We start from the raw sequence: 20,202 nt of genomic DNA on the forward strand, positions 1-20,202 counted from the left end.
GCTTGGCGCCGGCCGGCCGGGCCGGTGCCATCGTGCAACGCAGACGAACTTACCCGATGCGGGGCGGACCCATGCACCGACACACCTAAAGAAGATCGGCGAGTGCCTCGGCGGCGCGGTGGCAGTCGTGGAACGTGCAGTACAGCGGGACGGGCGCGAGCCGGATGACGTCCGGTTCGCGGGCGTCGGCGATGACGCCGTGCGCCGCGGCGAGCCGCCGGACGAGCCCGCCCGCGTCCGGCACCCGCAGCGAGAGCTGGGCTCCGCGCGCGGCCGGGTCGGACGGAGTGACGACGTCGGCGCCGAGGTCCGCGAGCCGGGCCGCCAGGTGGCCGGTGAGGCGCTCGCTCTTGGCGCGCAGCGCGTCCATCCCGACCCGGTCGAAGATCTCCAGGGAGGCCAGCACCGGCGCGAGCGCCATGATCGGCGGGTTGGACAGCTGCCAGGCGTCGGCGGAGGCGGGCGGCGCGATCGCCGGGTCCATCCGGAACCGGACGGCCGGGTCGGTGCCCCACCACCCCGACAGCTTCGGCACGGAGGAGTCCCGGACGTGCCGCTCGTGGACGAAGCATCCCGCGACCGCGCCCGGACCGCTGTTGAGGTACTTGTAGGTGCACCAGGCGGCGAAGTCCACGTCCCAGTCGTGCAGCCGCAGGGGGACGTTCCCCGCGGCGTGGGCGAGGTCCCACCCGACGACGGCGCCGGCGGCCCGGCCCGCCTTGGTGATCGCGGGCATGTCCATCAGCTGGCCGGTCAGGTAGTTGACCCCGCCGAGCAGGACGAGCGCGACCGTGCCGCCCTCGCGTTCGAGGAACCCGACGACGTCCTCGGTGCGCAGGTTGTCCTCGCCGTCGCGGGGCCTGAGCCGCACGACCGCCTCGGCCGGATCGAGCCCGTGGTGGACGGCCTGGCTCGCCACCGCGTAAGAGTCGGACGGGAACGCGGTGTCCTCGATGACGATGCGGGTGCGGGCCCCGGCGGGCCGGTAGAAGCTCGCCATCATCAGGTGCAGGTTGACCGTCAGCGAGTTCATCGCGACGACCTCGTGCGGGCGCGCCCCCACGAGGCGGGCGGCGGGCCCCCGCAGCAGCTCGTGGTAGTCCACCCAGGGGCGGCGGGCCTGCGTGTGGGCCTCGACGGCGAGCCGCGCCCAGTCGTCCAGCTCCTCGCGGAGCCGCCCGGCCACGCTCCTCGGCTGGAGCCCGAGCGAGTTGCCCGCGAAGTAGGCGGCCTCCTCGTAGGGCCCGCCGGGAGCGGGCGGGATGAGGAACTCCCCTCGCAGCGTGGGCAGCGGGTCGGTCGCGTCGAGGCGCCGCGCTTCTTCCTCCAGGGTCACTGCGTCATTCCTTCGGTGGTCACCAGGTCGTGGGCGGGCGCGAAGAACTCCTCCGCGTTGCCGCCGAGCAGCAGGGCGCGTTCGGCGTCGTCCAGGCCGGGGCAGGCCCGGATGGTCGCGCCGGGGTCCTTCTCGCCGAGCGGGAACGGGTAGTCGGTGCCGAGCATGACCCGTTCGGGGCCCATCACGTCGACGAGCAGCCGGAGCGCGCGCGGGTCGAACACGGCCGAGTCGACGTGGAAGCGGCCGACGTACTCCGACGGCGGGCGCGGCGAGTCGGCGCGGACGATGTCGCGGCGGTGCCAGGCGTTGTCGGCCCGCCCGAGCAGGAACGCGAAGCTGCCGCCGCCGTGGCAGAAGCACAGCCGCAGGGACTCAGGGAGCCGCTCGAAGGCCCCCGACAGCATCAGCCCGAGGATGCTCAGCTGCGTCTCGGCGGGCATCCCCGCCAGCCACGGCAGCATGTGGCCGCGCATCCGGTCGGCGCCGAGCATGTCCCACGGGTGCGCCAGGACGGGCAGGCCGAGCTCCGCGCAGTGCGCGAGGAACGCCGTGATCCCCTCGTCGTCGAGGTTGCGGTCCCCGACGTGGTTGCCGATGTGGACGCCGCGGTGCCCCGCGGCGGACGCCCGCGTGGCGACCTCGCAGGCGAGCTCCGGATCCTGGAGCGGCACCTGGCAGAGCGGCACGAGCCGGTCGGGGGCGTCCGCGCAGAACGCGAGGATGCGGTCGTTGACGAGGTCGCACCAGTCGGCGGCGCGGGACGGCTCGGCGGCGTACCCGAACATCAGCGGCGTGGACGAGACGGCCTGCCGGTCGACGCCGGCGGCGTCCATGTCGGCCACGCGGCGCGCGGCGTCCCAGAGCGCCTCTCCGACGGGCCGGTACTCCTGGTCGCCGCACATCATCATCCCGGCGCCGCCGCCGTCGACGCGCAGCCACGGCTCGCCCTCGTCGGCGAGGATCCGCCCCTCGGCCCGGCCGATCCGCGGGAAGACGTGCGTGTGGACGTCGAAGACCGTCACGAGGGCCCCGTCAGACACGGGGCGCCGTCGTCGGGGTCATCGAGCGCGGCCACTGCCGGCCCGGGTGGACCGCGCCGCAGTTCGGGCACGTGCGGTCACCGCCGTAGAAGCCCTCGAAGGCGGGCGGCAGGTCGTCGACGATCGAGCGGACCTGGAGCTCGGCGCGGTGGACGAGGTGGTGGCACTCGGTGCAGTACCACTCGAACGCCTCGGTGAGGCCCTCCGGGCGCGGGATCTCCACGACGAGGCCGATCGACCCGGGCTCGGGCCGCTGCGGCGAGTGCCGGACGTGCGGCGGCAGCAGGAAGACGTCGCCCTCGTTGATCTGCAGGTCGGTGGGCGGGCGGCCCTCCTCCTCCATGACGCGGAGCACCATGTTGCCCTTGAGCTGGTAGAAGAACTCCTCGGTCGGGTCGTCGTGGAAGTCGGTGCGCTGGTTGGGGCCGCCGACCACCATGATGATCAGACCGGCGTCCTCGAACACCTGGACGTTGCCGACCGGGGGCTTCAGCAGGTCCCGGTGCTCCTCGATCCAGGCGTCGAAGTTGAACGGCCGTCCGAACGTCAGCTGGGGCAGGGTCATGCTCCGCCCTCCTTTCCGGTCCGCGTCGCCTGCGGGATGTGCGCGACGCACGAGATCTCGATGAGCAGATGCGGGTGCGGGAGCTGGTGGACTGCGACGGTCGTGCGGGCGGGGCCGGTCTCGTCGAAGTACTCCCCGTAGACCTCGTTGTAACCGCCGAAGTCGTTCATGCTCACCAGGTAGGTGGTCACGTTGACGACGTCGGACAGCCCGCCCCCCGCCGCCTCCAGCAGGTCGCGGATGTTCTCGATGACGGCGCGGGTCTGCTCCCGGATGTCGAGGTCGGTGACGCCCATCGCGTCGGCGCTCGCCCCGGCGAACGTCCCGTCCGGGCGGCGCGAGCTCGTGCCGGACACGAAGACCAGGTCGCCCGCGCGCCGCAGGTGCGGGAACCGCCCGCGCGGCCGCGCCTTGCCCTCGACCAGGATCGCCTCGTCCATCAGGTCGTCACCTCCACGGCGCCGAGACCCGCGCCGACGACCCGGACATGGGCGTCCTTCGGCAGCGGGACGGCCGCCGTCGCGGCGCCGGCGAGCACGATCCAGCCCGGCTCCAGCGTCAGCCCGGCGGCGAGCGCGAGCCGCGCCGCCGCGCGCAGCGACCGCACCGGGTCCCCGAGGATCGCGGCGGACGAGCCCGTCTGCACCGGGCGCCCGTCGATCTCCAGCAGGAGCCCGGTGTTCGACAGGTCGCGGGGGGCGTGCCACGCGCCGACGCCGAACCGGGCCGCCGAGGCGTTGTCGGCGATGACGTCCGGGAGGGTGAAGTCGAAGTTCTCGTAGCGGGAGTCGAGCACCTCGAAGCCGACGGCGACGCCGGCCACGGCGGACTCGACCTCGGCGGCGGAGCGGACCTCCCGCCCGATCAGGTACGCGATCTCCGGCTCGACGCGGGGATGGACGAGGCGGGACACGTCCACCGACGACTCGGCCGCCATGCCGTCGGTCAGCAGGCCCCAGATGACGTCGTCCACGCCCATCTGGACCATCTTGGCGCGGCTGGTGAACCCCATCTTCACCCCGGCGAGCCGCTCGCCTCTGCGGCGCCGCCGCTCGATCCCGGAGCGCTGGACCGCGTACGCCGTCGCGACGTCCAGAGGTGTCCGGGCGGTCAGCTTCGGGATCGCCCGGACGTTCCGGGCCGCCTCGTCGAGTTCCGCCGCGAGCGCGTGCACGTCGGCCATCAGGACTCCTCCTTGCCGAAGGCGACGCGGACGTCGCCGAGGCCGTCGATGCGCGCCTCGAACACGTCGCCCGGGTTCGCCGGGACGACCGGGCCGAGCGCGCCGGTCAGCACGGTGTCGCCCGCGCGCAGCGGGCGGCCGACCCGGACGAGGGTGTCGGCGAGCCACAGCGCGGCGTTCAGCGGGTGCCCGAGGCAGGCGGCGCCGTTGCCGGTCGAGACCTGCTCGCCGCGCCGCTCCATCACCATCCCGCACAGGCGCAGGTCGACGTCCTTGAGCGGGACGGGGCGGTTGCCCAGCGCGTACATGCCGGAGGAGGCGTTGTCGGCGACCGTGTCGGCGAGCGTGATGTCCCAGTCGCGGACGCGGCTGCCGACCACCTCGATGGCGGGCAGCGCGAACGCCGTCGCCCGGATCACGTCGGCGGCGGTGTGCCGCTCGTGGGTCAGGTCGTGCTCCAGCACGAGCGCCACCTCGGCCTCGGCGCGCGGCTGCAGGACGGCGCCGGCGGGGATCTCCTCCCCGTCCGGGACGGCCATGTCGGCGAACAGCATCCCGAAGTCGGGGCTGTCCACCCCGATCTGCGCCTGGACGGCGCGCGACGTCAGCCCGATCTTGCGCCCGGCGAGGCGGCGCCCCTCCCCCAGCCACCGCTCGGTCAGCCGGTCCTGGACGGCGTAGGCGTCGTCGGCGGTGGTGATCAGGTCGCGGACGGGGGCGCACGGGGCGCCGGCTGCGTAGGCGCCGAGGAGCCGCTCGGCGGCGGCCTCGATGTTCGTGGTCACTGGGCTCGCTCTCAGATCTGGATGCAGACGTTGACGGGCTCGGAGAAGAAGTCCAAGGAGTACTCTCCCCCCTCCCTCCCGATCCCGGACGCCTTCACGCCGCCGAACGGGGTGCGCAGGTCGCGCAGGTTCCAGCAGTTCACCCAGACGATCCCGGTCTCGACGCGCGGCGCCACCCGGTGCGCCCGCGACAGGTCCCGCGTCCACACGGTGGAGGCGAGGCCGTAGGGGCTGTCGTTGGCGAGCGCGAGGGCCTCGTCCTCGGTGTCGAACGGCGCGACGTGGCAGACCGGCCCGAAGATCTCCTCCCGCACGCTCCGGGCGGTCTCAGGGAGGCCGGTGAGGACGGTCGGCTCGACGTGGAAGCCGCCGTCCCGCGCGTCCCCGAACTCCGGCGCGCCGCCGCCCGCGACGACCGTTGCGCCCTCCTCGCGGGCGAGCCGGTAGTACGACAGGACCTTGTCGCGGTGCTCGGCCGAGATCATCGGCCCGTAGCCCTCCAGCGCCCTGGCCCGCTCCCCGAGCCTCGCGGTGAACTCCTCGAAGACGGGGCGCTCCACGTAGACGCGCTCGGTGCACAGGCAGATCTGCCCGGAGTGGGTGAAGGAGGAGCGGACCGTGCCGTCCACGGCGGCGTCCAGGTCGGCGTCGGCGAAGACGAGCGCGGGGTTCTTGCCGCCCAGCTCGAACGAGACGGGGGTGACGTGGTCGGCGGCGTTGCGCATGATCGCCGCGCCGGTGGCCGACTCGCCGGTGAACGCGATCGCGTCGACCCCCGGGTGCCCGGTGAGGAACTCGCCCGCGGCGCCGGGGCCGTGCCCGTGCACGAGGTTGAACACGCCGTCCGGGAGGCCGGCGTCGTCGATCACCCGGGCGAGCAGCGTCGCGGTGGACGGCGTCTCCTCCGACGGCTTGGCCACCACGGTGTTCCCGCACGCGAGCGCGGGCGCGATCTTCCAGGTGGACAGCAGCAGCGGCAGGTTCCACGGCGAGACGATCGCCACCACCCCGAGCGGCCGGCGCACCGTGTAGTTGAGCGCCTCGCCCGTCCCGGAGCTCCATCCCGGGACCCGCGTGGTGTAGGCCCGCTCGGGCCGCCCGTAGAGCAGGTCGGCATAGGCGCGGAAGTTGCCGACGGCGCGCGGCACGTCGACGGTCTCGGCGAACGCGCGGGGCCGGCCGGTGTCGGCGACCTCGGCGTCCACGAACTCCTCGAACCGCGCCTGGATGCCGTCCGCGACGCGCCGCAGCGCCGCGGCCCGCTCCTCGGCGGCCATCGCGCCCCAGGGGCCCTTCAGCGCGGACCGGGCCGCGGCCACGGCGTCGTCGACGACCTCCCGCGTGGCCTCGGGGACGGTCCCCAGCTCGGTGCCGTCCACGGGTGCGATGAGGGGGAAGGTCGGACCGTCCGTACGGAACACCCCGCCGACGTAGTGCTCAGCCTTCATCCGTTCCCTCCCGCGTGGCTCGACATCCTGATCCTCTGCCCGCGAAGCTATGCCTGGCAAATACCAAACCACCCGGCCGATATGACGGAACGGGTATGCCGGAGGCCGTGGCCGGAGGGCCGCACTCCCCCGCCCCGCCCATACCCGGACGGTGACCTGCGGGCCGCCGGTTATGACCGATCTGTGATACCAAGGCGGCATGCGCGCGATCGACCTGCTCAACGGACGGCTGAAGCTGCGGCACCTGGTGCTCGTCGTCGCCGTCGCCGACCACGGCAGCGTCCTGCGCGCCGCCGAGCACCTGCGGCTCGCGCAGCCCGCGGTGACGCGCAGCCTGCGCGAGGTGGAGGGCGTCCTCGGCGTGGAGCTGTTCACCCGCGGCCCGCGCGGCATGACCCCGACGATGTTCGGCGACGCGTTCGTCGAGCACGCCCGCGCCGTCCTGGCCGAGCTCCGCCGCGCCGGCGAGCGCATCAGCGGCCTGGCCGACGGCGAGGTCGGCACGGTCACGATCGGCACCCTGCTCGCCGGCTCCAGCGTCCTGCTCCCCCGCGCGATCGCGGCGCTGAAGCGGGACCGGCCCGGCGTCACCGTGATCGTCCAGGAGGCCACCTTCGACGCGCAGGTGCCTCGCCTGCTGGACGGTGAGATCGACCTGATCCTCGGCCGCCTCAATCCGATCGACGACCTGCGCGGCCTGCGCCAGATCACCCTGTACGGCGAGCCCGTACGCCTCGTCGCCCGCCGCGGCCACCCCGCGCGCTCGGTGCCGGGCCTCGGCCTCGCCGACCTGCTCGCCTACCCGTGGGTGCTGCCCCTGGAGCGGACGGCGCTGCGGTCGGAGCTGGAGCAGGTCTTCCGCGCCGAGGGCCTGGAACCGCCCGGCAATCTGGTCGAGTGCACCTCGGTGCTGACCGTGCGCACCCTCGTCCGCGACACCGACATGATCGCCGCCCTTCCCGAGCTGGTCGCGCGGACCGACGCCGACATCGCGCCGCTCCCGGTGCCGCTGGAGACCGTCCGCCGCCAGGTGGGCGTCACGCTCCCCGCGCACCGCGCCCCGACCCCGTCCGCCCGGTTGATGCTGGACCATCTCCGCGGTGCGGCGGCTGAGATCATCGCCGGCTGATCACACCGCGCGGACCAGGTCGACGAGCGCCCGGCCGACCATGGAGTCGGGGTCCGCCAGGTCGAGGACCACGTCGAAGTGGTCGCGGTCCGGGACGACCATCAGATCCCCGGCGTCCCAGCGCGGATGGAACATGCGGGACTGCGCGAGGAATCCGTCCCCGTCGTGCTCCGCGACGGCGATGACGGCCGGGCAGCGGTACCGCGCCGGCAGCAGCGCCGGGCTCAGCGCCGCCGCGCGCTCCAGGTCCAGCCGCACGTACTCGTTGACGTAGACGCGGGTGATCGGCCGGATGTCGAACAGCCCGCTGAACGGCATCGCGGCCTTGACGACGTCGGCGGGCAGCCCGAGCGGCTCCTGCCATCCGCCGACCATGGTCATGCCGGTCAGGTGCCCGCCCGCCGAACTGCCCCCCACCACGATCCGGTCGGGGTCGAGGCCGTGGTCCCGCCCGTGCCGGTGGACCCAGGCCACGGCGGCCCGCACCTGCCGGACGATCTCCTCCAGCGTCGCCTTCGGCGCGAGCGTGTAGTCGGGCACCACGGTCGCGATGCCCTGCTCGTGGAGCGTCCTCGCCATGAACGACGACACGTCCCGCGACAGCGCCATCCAGTAGCCGCCGTGCAGGAAGACGAACACCGGGCGCGGCTCCCCGCCCGTGCCCCAGACGTCGAGGCGCTCCCCGCTCACCTGGTCGTAGACGATCCCCGGGTGCCCGGGCAGGCCCGCGACGGCCGCCTCCGACATGGCCCGGTACCGGGCCATGTGCCGGTCGAACAGCTCGGGTCCGGCCTTCCTGCGCACGTTGTAGGCGACGTCCAGTTCCTCGTCGCTCAGCTCGCTGCCCGGCCAGTCGTCCAGATCGCTCACGGGAGCACCTCCCCCTCCGGGACCAGCCTCCCGCCCGCCGGGGAGACGATCAAATACCCTTCCCGGCCTTCCGGTATCACGCCTCCGCCATACCCCGTCCCTCGTGCCCGGCGTCCTGCCCGCCCGGCACGAGGCCGGGGAGGTCGCCGGCGTGGTCGCGCAGGTAGGCGGAGAGCATCTCGGGGACGAGCCGGAGGGACCCGAGGGCGTCGGGCGTGCACGGGACGCGGTCGACGTCGTAGCGGCCGTTCGCGGGGTCGTCGAACTCAGGGCCGTGCCGGCGCGACAGGTCCATCGCCACCAGCCGGCAGACGTAGAAGGTGTTGAGGCGGTGCAGCTCGGGGCTCTGCTCGGCGCACGCGAAGACCTGCCGGACGGGCCCGGCCGTGGCGCCGAGCTCCTCGTCCAGCTCCCGGCGCAGCGCGGCCTCCGGTGACGCGTCGGTGGGCTCGATCTTTCCGCCGGGGGTCGTCCAGTAGACGGGGCGGCCGGGGACGGTGCGGCGCAGGAGGACGAGCGAGCCGCCGTCCAGGAGGAGGGCGCGGGCGCCCCGGCGGACCCTCACGAGTTCAGGTAGGCCAGGACGGCGAGCACGCGGCGGTGCCCGCTGTCGGTGGGCGGGAGGCCGAGCTTGGCGAACACGGCGCCGATGTGCTTGCTCACCGACCGCTCGGTGATGACGAGCGTCTCGGCGATCGTGGCGTTGTCGAGGCCCTGCGCCATCAGCCCGAGGACCTCGCGCTCGCGGGGCGTGAGGGCCTGGAGCGGGTCCTGCCGGGACGTCATCAGCTGGGAGACCACCTCGGGGTCGAGGGCGGTGCCCCCGGCGGCGACGCGGTCCAGGGCGTCCAGGAACTCGTCGACGCGGCCGACCCGGTCCTTCAGCATGTAGCCGACGCCTCCGGCGCCGCCCGCGAGCAGCTCGGCGGCGTAGGTCTGCTCGACGTACTGCGACAGGACCAGCACCGGAAGGCCCGGGAGCCGCCTGCGCGCCTCGATCGCCGCGCGCAGCCCCTCGTCGCGGAACCCGGGCGGCAGCCGGACGTCGAGGACGGCCGCGTCGGGGCGGTGCTCCAGCAGGGCGGGCAGCACGTCCGGGCCGCTGCCCGCGGCGGCGACCACCTCGTGGCCGCCCGCGTCCAGCAGCATGACGAGGCCCTCGCGGAGCAGGACGCTGTCCTCCGCGATCACGATCCGCACGGCAGCTCCACCTGAAGCGTCGTCCCTCCCCCGTCGGGGCTGTCGAGGCGGGTCGTCCCGTCGAGCGCCGCCACCCGGCGGCGGATGCCCGCGAGGCCGCTGCCCCGGTCCGGATCGGCCCCGCCCTTGCCATCATCCCGCACGGTGATCGTGAGGCGGGCGGGTTCGCGGCGGAGCGCGACCTCGCCGTGCCGCGCGCCGCTGTGCCTGGCGATGTTGGTGAGGGCCTCGGCCACGACGAAGTAGGCGGCGGCCTCGACGGCGGCGGGCGCACGGCCGTCCTCGACGTCCAGGTCGACGGGGATCGGCTGCCCGGCGGCGAGCGCCCGCAGCGCCCCCGCCAGGCCGCGGTCGGACAGGATCGGCGGGTAGATGCCGCGGATCACCGTCCGCAGCTGCGTGAGGGCCTCCTCGACGCCGTCCCTGGCCTCCAGGAACAGCGTCCGGGCCGCGTCCGGGTCGGCGTCGAAGCGGCGGTCGGCGAGCCCGAGCCGCAGGGCGGCGGCGACGAGCTGGGCCTGCGTGCCGTCGTGCAGGTCGCGCTCGATGCGGCGCAGCTCGGCGCCGTGCGCCTCCAGGGCCTCGGCGCGGGTCTCGGTCAGCTCCTCGACCCGCTCGGCGAGGCTGGTGCGCCGGGTGGGCCCCAGCAGGACCTCGGCGAGCCCGGCCTGCCACCGCGCGATCCTCGGCACCAGCCACAGCAGGATGCCCAGGTCGAACGCCCCCTGCACGAACGGCATCGTCAGCGCCTTGGGCCAGCTGTCCAGGGTGATGAACGCCGACTGGGAGCCCTCGGGCGCCGCCCACCACCACAGCGGCAGCGAGAGCGTGAACGGGATGGCCGGCCACACCGCGACCGCGACCACCGCCGCGACCAGGGCGGTGAGGCCGTGCACCGCCATCCAGGCGGCGTCCCGCCAGGTGGACGGCGACCGCAGCAGGCGGCGCGCCTCGCCGAGGCCGTCGCCTGAGGACGGGCGGTACGGCTCGGGGATCTCGCGGCCGAGGACGCGTCCGGCCCGCCGCCGTTCGGCGTTCGCGAGCGCCCGCAGGGGCTTCACGGCCGACGGCAGCCACGGCAGCACAAGGAACGACAGGACGAGCGCCGCCGTGAGCGGCACGAGCCCGGCCATCGCGGGCAGGCCCGTGCGCAGGGCTCCGACCAGCTCGCCGGTCGCCTCCGTGCTGCGTCTCAGAGCTCTGTTCATGTCACCTCGCCGTCACCTCGCAGCACACCGTAAGCGACGCCGGCGCCCCTCGCACCCGGGCCTGCCCCCGGACCGGTGGTGTAGCCCGCTACACCACCGTTTCGGGAGTGCGCGCCCATGTGCCCGACCCCCTGCCGAACCTAGGTTCGTCCAGGTGAGAGGCGATATCCCACGGAGGGGGACCATGACCACGATGACGGCCGAGGCCACCGCGGAGGCGGTGGGCCTGGACGCGGTCACCAAGACCTACGGGGCCGTGCGGGCCCTGGACGGCGTCACCTGGACGTTCCGCCGCGGCGGGTTCACCGCGGTGATGGGGCCCTCGGGATCGGGCAAGAGCACGTTCCTGCACTGCGCGTCCGGGCTCGACCGCCCGAGCGGGGGCACGGTCCGGATCGGCGGGGTGGACCTCGGGCGGCTCGGCGAGGCGAAGCGGACGCGGCTGCGCCGCGAGCGGATCGGGTTCGTGTTCCAGGCGTTCAACCTGATCCCGTCCATGGACGTCGAGCAGAACATCACCCTCCCGCTGCGGCTCGGCGGCGCCGAGCCCGACCCGGCCCGGCTGGAGGAGATCGTCCGGCGGGTGGGGCTGGCGGACCGGCTCCGGCACCGCCCGTCCGAGCTGTCGGGCGGGCAGCAGCAGCGCGCCGCCCTCGCCCGCGCGCTGATCACCCGTCCGGAGGTCGTCTTCGCCGACGAGCCGACCGGTGCCCTCGATCCCCGCACCGCGCGCGACGTCATGCGGATGCTGCGCGAGGCCGCCGACCTGACCGGCCAGACGATCGTCCTGGTCACCCACGACCCGGCGGCCGCCGCGTGGGCCGACTCGGTGCTGTTCCTCAGCCGCGGCCGCATCGTCGACGAGCTGGCCGCCCCGACCGCGTCCGCCGTCATGTCCCGCTGGGAGTCGCTGTGAGGAGCCGGGGGGCGTTCGCCGGGATCTTCGTCGCGCTGGCGTTCGCGGCGGTGCTCCTCGGGGCGTGCGGGGTGCTGCTGGAGTCGGCGCTCCGGGCGCACGCGCCGGTCGAGCGGTTCGGCGCCGCCGCCGCGGTCGTGACCGGCCCCGGGAGCGTCACGGAGCGGTTGGGGAGGTTCGCGGACGCGCCGGAGGAGCAGAGCCGGCCGCTGACCGAGCGCGCCCCCGTCCCGGTCGCGGCGGCCGCGAGGCTGCGGGCCGTTCCGGGCGTGCGGGACGTGGTCGCCGACGTGTCGTTCCCCGCGCTGCTCTCCTCGGGAGGGCCGGTGACGGGGCACGGCTGGGAATCTGCGGCGCTCCGGCCCTACCTGCTGAGCGCGGGCCGCGCCCCGCAGGCGCCGGACGAGGTCGTGCTGAGCCGGTCGCCGGGCGTCGCGCCGGGGGCGGTGGTCCGCATCCAGGTCGACGGGCCGCCCCGCCCCTACCGCGTGTCCGGGCTCGTCGCCGGCGGTCCCGCCGCGGCGTTCTTCAGCACGGCGACGGCCGCGGCCCTCGACGGGCGCCCCGGCCTCGCCGACGCCCTCGCGGTGCTCGGCGACCCCGACGAGGAGGCGCTCCGCAAGGCCGTGCCCGGCCTCTCCGTCTCCACCGGCGCCGCGCGCGGCGACGCCGAGGACCCGGCCGTCGCCGCCGCGCGCCCCGACATCGTCGAGCTGTCAGCCTCGTTCGGCGGCCTCGCCGTGATGACGGCGCTCGTGGTCGTCGGCGGCCTGATCGTGCTTTCGGTGCGGGAACGCGCCCGCGAGTTCGCGCTGCTGCGGGCGGTCGGCGCGACGCCGGGCCAGGTGCGGGCCCGCCTCGTGCGCGAGACGCTGCGGATCGGGGCGCCGGCCGCGCTCGCCGGCGGGGCGCTGTCGCTCGGGGCGGGTGCCGCGCTGCACGCCGCGATGGTGAACAAGGGCGTCCTGCCGGACGGCTTCGGGCTGTCGCTCGGTCCGCTCCCCGCGCTCGCGGCGGTCGCCGTCACGCTGCTCGCCGCCACCGCGACCGCGTTCCTCGCCTCGCTGCGGCTGTCGCGGATCCGGCCCGTGGAGGCGCTCGGCGAGGCCGCCGCCGAGAACCCGCGCCTGCCCCGCTGGCGCGTGGTCACCGGCGCCGCCTTCCTCGTCCTCGGCCTGAACGCGCTCGGGTTCTCCGCCGGCGCCACCGGCCCCGCCGCCAGCGCCTCGATCGGCGGCCTGGTCATCTCGCTCATCATCGCCACGGCCTTCCTCGGGCCGCTGGTGGCGCGGGCCGGGAACCGGGTCCTGGGCCGCGCCGCCCGGGCCGTCTCGCCGGTGGCCGGGCGGATGGCCCAGCACGCAGCCGGCACCGCCGCCCTCCGCGCCGGATCGCTGATCACGCCGGTCGCCCTGGCCGTCGCGTTCGCCGGCGTCCAGCTCTTCGCCCAGTCCACCGTCGTCCAGGCCGCGCGGACGCAGGCGGAGGACGGGAACCGCGCCGACCGGATCGTCGTGGCGGCGGGCCCCGGCCTCCCGCACGGGGTCGTCGAGGCGGTGCGCCGCGTCCCCGGCGTGACGGCCGCGACGCCGGTCAAGCGCACCACCGCCGTCATGGCGGTCAGGGAACTGGGCGAGAAGAACCTGCGCTCGCTGAACGGCGCCGGCGTCGGCGCGGACGCCGCCGCGACCCTGGACCCGGGCGTGTCCTCCGGCAGGCTCGGCGACCTGCGCGGCGACGCCGTCGCGCTCAGCCGGGACGTCGCCGGCGGCCTGCGCGTCGGCTCGACGACGACCCTGTGGCTCGGCGACGGGACGCGGATCCGGGCGCGCGTCGTCGCCGTCTACGACCGTGGCCTCGGGTTCGGCGACGTGCTCCTCCCCCGCGACGTCGTGGCCGCGCACTCCTCCTCGCCGCTCGACGATCGCGTCCTCGTCCGCGGCAGGGCGGACCTGAGCGCGGTCACCGCCGCCTACGCCGGGACCCGGGTGCTCACGCCCGCCGGCTTCCAGGAGGGCCTCTCCCACGAGGTCAGGCTCCAGGGGTTCGTCAGCCGGCTGGTCGTCGCCGCGATCACCGGGTTCGTCCTCATCGGTCTCGTCACCACGCTGGCGCTGGCGACGGCGGCGCGCCGCCGCGAGTTCGCGCTGCTGCGCCTGGTCGGCGCGACCCGTCGCCAGGTCCTGCGGATGCTGCGGCTGGAGGCCGCGATCGTCCTCGGCACGGGCATCGCGACCGGGGCCCTCATCGCCGCGGTGACGCTGACGGCCTTCGCGGCCCGCGTCACCGGCCTGCCGCTGCCCTCCGTCCCGCCGCTCGCCTGCGCGGTGATCCTCCTCGGCGTTGCCGGATCAGGCGCCGCCGCGATCCTGCTCCCGGCGCGCGCGGTGCTGCGCCGGCGCACCCCTCCCTCGCTCTCCTGAAGTCCCCCACTCACCGAAAGGCGCTCCCATGAGCAACTCCACCCGCTGGACCCTGATCGTCGTCCTGGTCGCCGTGAACGTCCTGTCGAACGCGGTCCTCGGCGACGGCTGGGTCCAGATCGCCGTCAGCGCCGTCACCGGCCTCGCGGCCGCCGCCGTCGTGATCGACCTGCTGCTCCGCGGCCGCCGCGAGCCCTGAGCCCGCCCGGGCCGCCCGGCCGGACGACCGAACCGCACGGCTCGTCCCCCGGACGGCCCCTACCGCCGTTACGATCGCCACTGGCATGCTCTGTACCGGAACGGCGTGAAATGGATGATGTGGAGGTCCGGCCCCTGCCGGGCGACCTGCCGCAGCTGTTCGACGGCGGCGCCGAGGAGGGCGCGACCGGCCGGACGCTGTCGGTTCCGCTGCCCGAAGGGGACCTGGTCTGGCCCGACCCCGGGTACCCGCAGCGGCAGCTCCTCATGCGGCCCGCGTTCTGGCTGAGCGACGAGCCGGTCCGCGGCGAGCTGTGGGCCCGGGTCCGCGCCGAGCACGCCCGGTCGGGGCTGTGGCCCCTGCTCATGGACGAGTCCGACCAGCCCTGGGCGGCGGGCCAGATCGCCCCCGAGCCGGTCGCCGAGATCGGCAACTACCACCCCCACGCGTTCATGTACGAGGTGTGGGCGGACTGGGCGGAGCAGGCCGCCGACGACGACCACGACGACCTCGCCCCCTACGGGCGGCACTGCCCCGGCCCCGCGCCCGCCGGCGTCCCGGTCGACGACCCCGACGCCATGGCCGACCGGCACGCCCGCGCCCTCGCCGCCCGCGGCCTTCCGCTCGGCCTGGTCGCGGTGGAGCGGAGCGCCGACGCGATCGCCGCCGTCGGCTGGCAGGGCGCGCTGAACCACAACGAGTGGACGGCACCGCTCGCGGCCGTCCTGCGCAGCTGGGAGGACCGCTTCGGCGCCCGCGTCGTCGCGCTCGGCTTCAACACCATGGAGCTCAGCGTCGCCGCGCCGCCCGTGAGCACACGGCACGCCGTCCACGTCGCGGCCGAGCACTGGGCGTTCTGCCCCGACATCCTGTTCCAGGGGCCCGGCACCCTCGCCGGATACGCCGAGGAGATCCGCGGCAAGACCAACTGGTCGTTCTGGTGGGACTGACCGGTCGGCAGGGACGGAAACGGAACGGGGACGGGGACGGATGCGACGCAATGGCAGGGCGCTCTCGGCGGTCATCGCGGCCGGAATCGCCGTCACCCTCGCCGCCGACGTCACCGTGCTCGTCCGGGACCGGACGGAGCGGGCGGACCGCGAGCCCCGCGGAGCCGGGAACCTCGTCTCCGTGGCCGACGCGCCGCGGGCGCCGGCCGTCGCGCCGCTGACCCGCCGCTACACCCCCCACCTGCTCGTCGCCGGGACGTCGACGCTACCGCCCGCGGCCGTCGAGCGGGCGCGGCGCCTCAAGGGCGTCGCCGGGGTCGCGGTCGTGGACGCGGCGCAGGCCAGCGTCGGGGGCCGCCGCATGGGCCTGCTCGGGGTCGACCCGTCGGGGTTCCGCGCGTTCGCGCCCGAGCCGACCGCCCAGTCCGACCAGCTGTGGCAGACCGTCGCGTCCGGCGGCCTGGCGGTGTCGTTCGAGCAGGGCCGGGACGGCGCGCTGCCGCTCGGCGCCGTGGTCCCCGCGGGGCGCAGCGCGAAGCCGGGGCGGGTCCGCGTCGGCGCCTACGCCTCGATGGGCATCGGCGACGTCGACGCCGTCGTGTCCCGCGGGCAGGCCCGCGCGCTGGGGCTGCCGGAGGGGAACGGCATGGTCATCAGCGCCCCGAAGGCCGACGCCGCGGCGCTGGCGAAACGGCTGAAGAGGATCCTCCCGCGCGGCACGAGGGTGGCGACGCTGGCGGCGCCGAAGAGCACCGGCGGCACGCCGCGCAGGAGCCTGCCGCGGGTGACCGGGCGGCCGGACGGGGCGGTCGGCGACCGCTCCCCCATCACCGGCAACATGATGACGCCCACGATGCGGACCGCCCTGCTGGAGATCGCCCGGATGTTCGGCCCGTTCCCGGTGATCGGCTGCTACCGCTCCACCGGCGACCCGCAGGACCACGGCGACGGCCGCGCCTGCGACTTCATGGAGAGCACCGGCGGCCGGACGCCGAGCGCCGGCGCGCAGCGGCACGGCGACCAGGTCGCCCGGTACGCCGTCGCGAACGCGCGGCGGCTGGGCATCTCCTACGTCATCTGGAAGCAGCACATCTGGAACGTGCGCGGCGGCGGATGGCGGCCGATGGAGGACCGGGGAAGCATCACCCAGAACCACTACGACCACGTGCACATCTCGGTGCTGCGCTAGCGGCCCCTCACGGGAGCGGCTGCTCGCACCAGACGACCTTGCCGCCCTTGGTGCGGCGGACGCCCCAGCGCTGCGCCAGCCGCCCCACCACCTGGAGGCCCCGGCCCGACTCGCTCGTGTCGTCCTCGTCCTCCTGGTGGCGGACCCGGGGGCGCCCGTCGGAGGAGTCGAACACCTCGCAGACCAGCCCGCCCTCCCGCACGAGCCGCAGCCCGATGCGGCCCCCGGCGTGCCGGACGGCGTTGGTGACCAGCTCCGACGCCAGCAGGGTGGTGGTGTAGGCCATGTCCTCCAGGTCCCAGCGGGCGAGCCGGTCGCGGATGAGGCCGCGGGCCCGGCGGACGGCGGCGGGCTCGGCGGGCAGCTCCCAGGAGGCGTGCCGGTCCGCCGGGATCCGCGCCAGCCGCGCGACGAGCATCGCGATGTCGTCGCGGTGCTGGTCGTCGTAGACGCCGTCGAGGGCGGCCTGGCACAGGTCCTCCAGGGGGCGGTCGGCCGCGCCCGGCCCGAAGGTGGCGCGCAGCCTGGCCAGGCCGTCGTCGATGTCGCGGGCCCGGTTCTCCACCAGGCCGTCGGTGTACAGGAACAGCAGCGTCCCGTCCTCGACGGTGAACTCGCGGCTGACGATCGGGCCCTCGCCGCCGACGCCGAGCGGCGGCGCGGGCGGCACCGGCAGGTACTCCGAGGCCGTGCCGGGCGGGGCCAGCAGCGGCGGCAGGTGCCCGGCGCTGACGACCTCGCACCGGCCGCTCACCGCGTCGTAGACGACGTAGGCGCAGGTGGCGAAGTGGGGCTCGCGCTCGCCGAGCGTCCGCATCAGGGAGTCGAGCCGCTCCAGCGCCTCGGCGGGCGGCAGCTCCAGCCCGGCGAGGGTGTGGATGGCGGTGCGGAGCCGCCCCATGGTGACGGCGGCCTTCACGCCGTGCCCGGCCACGTCCCCGACCACCAGCGCGACCCGCGCGCCCGGCAGCGCGATCGACTCGTACCAGTCGCCGCCGACCTCGATGAGGCGGCTGCCCGGCAGGTACCGGTGGTGCACCTCCACCGGCGACGGCGCCGACAGCCCGGTCGGCAGGAGGCTGCGCTGCAGGGTCAGCGCGGTCGCCCGCTCCCGGGAGTACTGCCGGGCGCTCTCGATGAAGATGGCCGCCCGGGCGGCGAACTCCATCCCGATCTCGATGTCGTAGGCGTCGAACGGGCGGTGCGCGACGTTGCGGGTGCAGACGAAGAAGCCGAGGACGCCCACCGGCGAGATGATCGGCAGCAGCAGCATCGACGCGCCCTTGAGCAGCTCGGCGACCGGCGGCCGCCGCCACGAGGAGGCGAGCCACGCCGACCCCTCGCCGCCGAGCGAGCGCAGCACCGGCTCGCCGGACTCCAGGCACAGCGCGTGCGGGGTCCCCCGCGGGTAGCCGAGGGACTCCCCGGTCGGGAACGTCGCGTCCCAGGCCGGGTCCTCGTCGTCGAACCCGATCGCCATCCGGCGCAGCTGGGGGCCGTCGGGGCCCTCCGGCCCCTCGTCGGCGTCGATGTGGGTCTCCAGCAGCAGCAGCGCGCCGGAATTGCAGAAGTGCGGGACGAGCACGTCCATCAGCCCGCGCGCGAGCATTTCCAGGTCGAGCGTGGAGCCGATCCGCGGGAGCGCGTCGTCCAGCAGCGCGCGGCGGATGACGGCCGGGTCGACGAACCGGTCCGCCAGCGGCACCGGCACCTTCACGACGGCGAGCGCGGCGATCCCGGGCGCGCCGCCGCTCATCGGGTGGACGGTCACGACGGCGTCGAGCGTGCCGCCGACCGGAGTCTCCACGGCGAGCATGGCGGTGCGCTCCCGCCCGGCCTTCAGCGCCTCCAGCAGCGGCGTGTGCGCGCCGGGGATCACCTCGTCCAGCAGCGCGCCCAGCAGGCCGTTCTCATTCGGGCTCAGAACCGCAGCGGCATTGCGGTCGAACTGGAGAATTCTCCCCGACGAATCCATGCCGAGAATGAGAATTCGGGTGGACGACTCCATCGCTCGATTATGGGACATCGAGCGGCCCGATGAGACCGATACGGGAGGGGAATCCGTCCCTTACCGATGCGTATGGGTCTCATCCAGGAACTGACGCCACGTCCGCTTCCCGACCGCGCGGTCCGGCGCCAGGTGGTGCCCCTCCCGGAACCCGCGCGCGGCGCGCCCGGGGAGCGGGAGCGGCACCCGGACGGGCCGCCGCAGCCCCCGCGCCCTCAGGTAGTCCCGCATCATCTCCTCGGCCGTGAGCACCTCCGGGCCGCCCATGTCGTCGACCCGCCGCGCGGGCCCGGCGCCCAGGGCCAGTTCGGCGAGCCGCGCCGCGACCTCGCCGGCGTCGACCGGCTGGTCCCGCAGCCCTCCCGGCAGCAGCACCAGGCCGGGGATCTTGGTGAGCGCGTTGAAGACCGTGTCGGGCAGGGTGTGGAACTGGGTGGCGCGCAAGATCGTGTACGGCAGGCCGGACTCCTCGATCATCCGCTCCACCGCGTACTTGATCTGGTAATAGCGGTAAGGGATCTTGTCGACGCCGACGATCGAGATATAGACCAGGTGCGGCGCGCCCTGCCCGCGCGCGGTCTGGATCAGCCTCCGCGCGGCGGTGAGGTCCCGCTTGTAGTGGAACGGGTCGCTGGCGCAGTGCACGATCGTCTCGGCGCCGGCGAGGGCGTCCTGGAGGCCCTCGCCGGTCACGAGGTCGCCCTTGTGCCACGTCACCCCGGCCTCCGGCTGCCGGGCGCGGCGGCTGAGCGCGTGCACGTCCGCGCCGGCCTCGGCCAGCAGGCGGGTGACGGGCCGGCCGAGCGTGCCGCTCGCCCCGGTCACGAGGATCATGGTCGCCTCCTTGGGCGGGTCGTGGGATTGCGGCGGAGCGCCGTCAGGACCTGCCGAAGACCTGCGGCGGCGGGACGGGCGCGACGATCTCCTCGCCGTCGTGCAGCGGCGCGGCGCCGGCGCAGAACGCGGCGAGGTCGCCGCCCTCCAGCAGCCGGGCGCGCACGACGCCGCCCGCAGCGCGGCGCGTCAGCTCGGCCGCGGGGAGCGGCTCCCGCGACGCGGCCACGATCAGGTTCCCGAAGCGGCGGCCCCGCAGCACGCCGGGGTCGCCCATCAGCAGCGCGTGCCGGAACACCGAGCGGACCGTCGCGGTCACCCGGCGGGCGAACGGCAGCCGGAACCCGTCGGCGACGTTGGCCAGGTAGACGCCGCCGGGCCGCAGCACCCGCGCGGCGTCCAGGACGAACTCGCGGGTCGCGAGGTCCGGCGGCATCGAGGCCCCGGCGAAGGCGTCCATCACGACCAGGTCGTCGGCCTGGTCTGCGAGCGCGGCGATCCCCGAGCGCCCGTCGGTGATCCGGATCCGCAGGCCGGGGACGTTCTTGACCGGCAGCCGCTCCCGGACGACCTGCACCAGCTCGGCGTCCGGCTCCAGCACGATCTGCCGCGAGCCCGGCCGGGTCGCGGCGATGTAGCGGGGCAGCGTGCACCCGGCGCCGCCGATGTGCACCGCGTCGAACGCCTCCCCGGCCAGGCCGAGCGAGTCGACCACGTCGCCCATCAGCCGCATGTACTCGAAGTCGAGGTAGGTGGGGTCGGACAGGTCCACGTACGACTGGGGGACGCCGTCGACGAGCAGCATCCAGCCGCCGTCGCGGTCGGCGTCGCGCAGGAGCTCGGCCTCCCCGCCGGCGATCTCGTAGGTTCGCGGCCGGGATCCGTGCCTGCCCTTGCGTGCCATGGCCTCCACCCT

The 20,202-nt window shown here is 75.0% G+C and carries 20 protein-coding genes; 6 read left to right on the plus strand and 14 right to left on the minus strand.

All coding sequences use genetic code 11. The features are described from left to right. Positions 1-85: 85 nt before the first annotated feature. From kynU to ABWI07_RS28435, 7 genes are read right to left on the minus strand one after another with little or no spacing between them, the layout of a single operon-like run. Entirely contained in the window at positions 86-1,336 is a 1,251-nt protein-coding gene (gene kynU, locus ABWI07_RS28405; protein ID WP_235037425.1) for a kynureninase, read from the minus strand. Next, positions 1,333-2,379, minus strand: a complete 1,047-nt coding sequence (locus ABWI07_RS28410; RefSeq protein ID WP_235037424.1) for an amidohydrolase family protein — start codon at positions 2,377-2,379, stop codon at positions 1,333-1,335. The genes kynU and ABWI07_RS28410 overlap by 4 nt, the downstream gene beginning before the upstream one ends. Then, complete coding sequence (locus ABWI07_RS28415) at positions 2,372-2,944, minus strand: 3-hydroxyanthranilate 3,4-dioxygenase (protein WP_200842436.1); 573 nt, start codon at positions 2,942-2,944, stop codon at positions 2,372-2,374. The genes ABWI07_RS28410 and ABWI07_RS28415 overlap by 8 nt, the downstream gene beginning before the upstream one ends. Beyond that, complete coding sequence (locus ABWI07_RS28420) at positions 2,941-3,384, minus strand: RidA family protein (protein WP_149264720.1); 444 nt, start codon at positions 3,382-3,384, stop codon at positions 2,941-2,943. The genes ABWI07_RS28415 and ABWI07_RS28420 overlap by 4 nt, the downstream gene beginning before the upstream one ends. Beyond that, positions 3,384-4,127, minus strand: coding sequence for a 2-keto-4-pentenoate hydratase (locus ABWI07_RS28425; protein WP_353820315.1), 744 nt, complete (start codon positions 4,125-4,127; stop codon positions 3,384-3,386). Before ABWI07_RS28425 ends, ABWI07_RS28420 begins: the two co-directional genes overlap by 1 nt. Then, a complete protein-coding gene (locus tag ABWI07_RS28430; RefSeq protein ID WP_305790882.1) occupies positions 4,127-4,912 on the minus strand; it encodes a 2-keto-4-pentenoate hydratase in 786 nt (261 codons plus the stop codon). The genes ABWI07_RS28425 and ABWI07_RS28430 overlap by 1 nt, the downstream gene beginning before the upstream one ends. Positions 4,913-4,923: 11 nt before the next feature. Continuing rightward, positions 4,924-6,360 carry a 2-hydroxymuconic semialdehyde dehydrogenase gene (locus ABWI07_RS28435; protein WP_353820316.1) on the minus strand — a complete coding sequence of 479 codons (1,437 nt, stop codon included), beginning with the start codon at positions 6,358-6,360 and terminating at the stop codon, positions 4,924-4,926. 199 nt (positions 6,361-6,559) lie between these two features. Between ABWI07_RS28435 and ABWI07_RS28440 the strand changes: the two genes are divergently transcribed. Continuing rightward, positions 6,560-7,489, plus strand: coding sequence for a LysR substrate-binding domain-containing protein (locus ABWI07_RS28440; protein WP_353820317.1), 930 nt, complete (start codon positions 6,560-6,562; stop codon positions 7,487-7,489). Here ABWI07_RS28440 and ABWI07_RS28445 read toward each other — a convergent pair whose 3' ends face one another. From ABWI07_RS28445 to ABWI07_RS28460, 4 genes are all read right to left on the minus strand, one after another. Beyond that, entirely contained in the window at positions 7,490-8,359 is an 870-nt protein-coding gene (locus tag ABWI07_RS28445) for an alpha/beta hydrolase (RefSeq protein WP_353820318.1), read from the minus strand. A 76-nt stretch (positions 8,360-8,435) separates the two neighbouring features. Continuing rightward, positions 8,436-8,924, minus strand: a complete 489-nt coding sequence (locus ABWI07_RS28450) for an NUDIX domain-containing protein (protein WP_353820320.1) — start codon at positions 8,922-8,924, stop codon at positions 8,436-8,438. After that, entirely contained in the window at positions 8,921-9,559 is a 639-nt protein-coding gene (locus tag ABWI07_RS28455; RefSeq protein WP_149264715.1) for a LuxR C-terminal-related transcriptional regulator, read from the minus strand. The genes ABWI07_RS28450 and ABWI07_RS28455 overlap by 4 nt, the downstream gene beginning before the upstream one ends. After that, positions 9,547-10,767 carry a sensor histidine kinase gene (locus ABWI07_RS28460; RefSeq protein ID WP_353820321.1) on the minus strand — a complete coding sequence of 407 codons (1,221 nt, stop codon included), beginning with the start codon at positions 10,765-10,767 and terminating at the stop codon, positions 9,547-9,549. The genes ABWI07_RS28455 and ABWI07_RS28460 overlap by 13 nt, the downstream gene beginning before the upstream one ends. A gap of 184 nt (positions 10,768-10,951) precedes the next feature. On the opposite strand from ABWI07_RS28460, the gene ABWI07_RS28465 reads away from it, so the two are divergent. From ABWI07_RS28465 to ABWI07_RS28485, 5 genes are all read left to right on the plus strand, one after another. Then, complete coding sequence (locus tag ABWI07_RS28465) at positions 10,952-11,683, plus strand: ABC transporter ATP-binding protein (protein WP_353820322.1); 732 nt, start codon at positions 10,952-10,954, stop codon at positions 11,681-11,683. Then, on the plus strand, positions 11,680-14,106 hold the full coding sequence (locus ABWI07_RS28470; protein ID WP_353820323.1) for an FtsX-like permease family protein: 2,427 nt from the start codon (positions 11,680-11,682) through the stop codon (positions 14,104-14,106). The genes ABWI07_RS28465 and ABWI07_RS28470 overlap by 4 nt, the downstream gene beginning before the upstream one ends. Positions 14,107-14,134: 28 nt before the next feature. Further along, a complete protein-coding gene (locus ABWI07_RS28475; RefSeq protein WP_160161229.1) occupies positions 14,135-14,305 on the plus strand; it encodes a hypothetical protein in 171 nt (56 codons plus the stop codon). Positions 14,306-14,415: 110 nt separating this feature from the next. Then, positions 14,416-15,255: a DUF4253 domain-containing protein gene (locus tag ABWI07_RS28480; RefSeq protein WP_353820324.1), complete on the plus strand. Its 840-nt coding sequence runs from the start codon at positions 14,416-14,418 to the stop codon at positions 15,253-15,255. 40 nt (positions 15,256-15,295) lie between these two features. Further along, positions 15,296-16,444, plus strand: a complete 1,149-nt coding sequence (locus tag ABWI07_RS28485) for a VldE C-terminal domain-containing protein (protein ID WP_353820325.1) — start codon at positions 15,296-15,298, stop codon at positions 16,442-16,444. A gap of 7 nt (positions 16,445-16,451) precedes the next feature. On the opposite strand, the gene ABWI07_RS28490 is transcribed toward ABWI07_RS28485, so the two are convergent. The 3 genes from ABWI07_RS28490 to ABWI07_RS28500 form a co-directional block, all read right to left on the minus strand. Next, positions 16,452-18,419 carry an ATP-binding SpoIIE family protein phosphatase gene (locus ABWI07_RS28490; RefSeq protein WP_353820326.1) on the minus strand — a complete coding sequence of 656 codons (1,968 nt, stop codon included), beginning with the start codon at positions 18,417-18,419 and terminating at the stop codon, positions 16,452-16,454. A gap of 93 nt (positions 18,420-18,512) precedes the next feature. Then, a complete protein-coding gene (locus tag ABWI07_RS28495) occupies positions 18,513-19,286 on the minus strand; it encodes an SDR family oxidoreductase (RefSeq protein ID WP_353820327.1) in 774 nt (257 codons plus the stop codon). A 43-nt stretch (positions 19,287-19,329) separates the two neighbouring features. Next, on the minus strand, positions 19,330-20,190 hold the full coding sequence (locus tag ABWI07_RS28500; protein WP_353820328.1) for a spermidine synthase: 861 nt from the start codon (positions 20,188-20,190) through the stop codon (positions 19,330-19,332). Between the last annotated feature and the right edge of the window lie 12 nt (positions 20,191-20,202).

It is taken from the genome of Actinomadura sp. NPDC000600, from assembly GCF_040492135.1.
Classification (GTDB): Bacteria; Actinomycetota; Actinomycetes; order Streptosporangiales; family Streptosporangiaceae; genus Spirillospora.

Bases quoted from the DNA above. Each gene is read 5' to 3' on its own strand.
- ABWI07_RS28460 (WP_353820321.1), bottom strand. From the start codon at position 10,767: ATGAACAGAGCTCTGAGACGCAGCACGGAGGCGACCGGCGAGCTGGTC.
- ABWI07_RS28480 (WP_353820324.1), top strand. From the start codon at position 14,416: ATGGATGATGTGGAGGTCCGGCCCCTGCCGGGCGACCTGCCGCAGCTG.
- ABWI07_RS28495 (WP_353820327.1), bottom strand. From the start codon at position 19,286: ATGATCCTCGTGACCGGGGCGAGCGGCACGCTCGGCCGGCCCGTCACC.
- ABWI07_RS28425 (WP_353820315.1), bottom strand. From the start codon at position 4,127: ATGGCCGACGTGCACGCGCTCGCGGCGGAACTCGACGAGGCGGCCCGG.
- ABWI07_RS28485 (WP_353820325.1), top strand. From the start codon at position 15,296: ATGCGACGCAATGGCAGGGCGCTCTCGGCGGTCATCGCGGCCGGAATC.
- ABWI07_RS28415 (WP_200842436.1), bottom strand. From the start codon at position 2,944: ATGACCCTGCCCCAGCTGACGTTCGGACGGCCGTTCAACTTCGACGCC.
- ABWI07_RS28490 (WP_353820326.1), bottom strand. From the start codon at position 18,419: ATGGATTCGTCGGGGAGAATTCTCCAGTTCGACCGCAATGCCGCTGCG.
- ABWI07_RS28465 (WP_353820322.1), top strand. From the start codon at position 10,952: ATGACCACGATGACGGCCGAGGCCACCGCGGAGGCGGTGGGCCTGGAC.
- ABWI07_RS28500 (WP_353820328.1), bottom strand. From the start codon at position 20,190: ATGGCACGCAAGGGCAGGCACGGATCCCGGCCGCGAACCTACGAGATC.
- ABWI07_RS28440 (WP_353820317.1), top strand. From the start codon at position 6,560: ATGCGCGCGATCGACCTGCTCAACGGACGGCTGAAGCTGCGGCACCTG.
- ABWI07_RS28475 (WP_160161229.1), top strand. From the start codon at position 14,135: ATGAGCAACTCCACCCGCTGGACCCTGATCGTCGTCCTGGTCGCCGTG.
- ABWI07_RS28435 (WP_353820316.1), bottom strand. From the start codon at position 6,360: ATGAAGGCTGAGCACTACGTCGGCGGGGTGTTCCGTACGGACGGTCCG.
- ABWI07_RS28420 (WP_149264720.1), bottom strand. From the start codon at position 3,384: ATGGACGAGGCGATCCTGGTCGAGGGCAAGGCGCGGCCGCGCGGGCGG.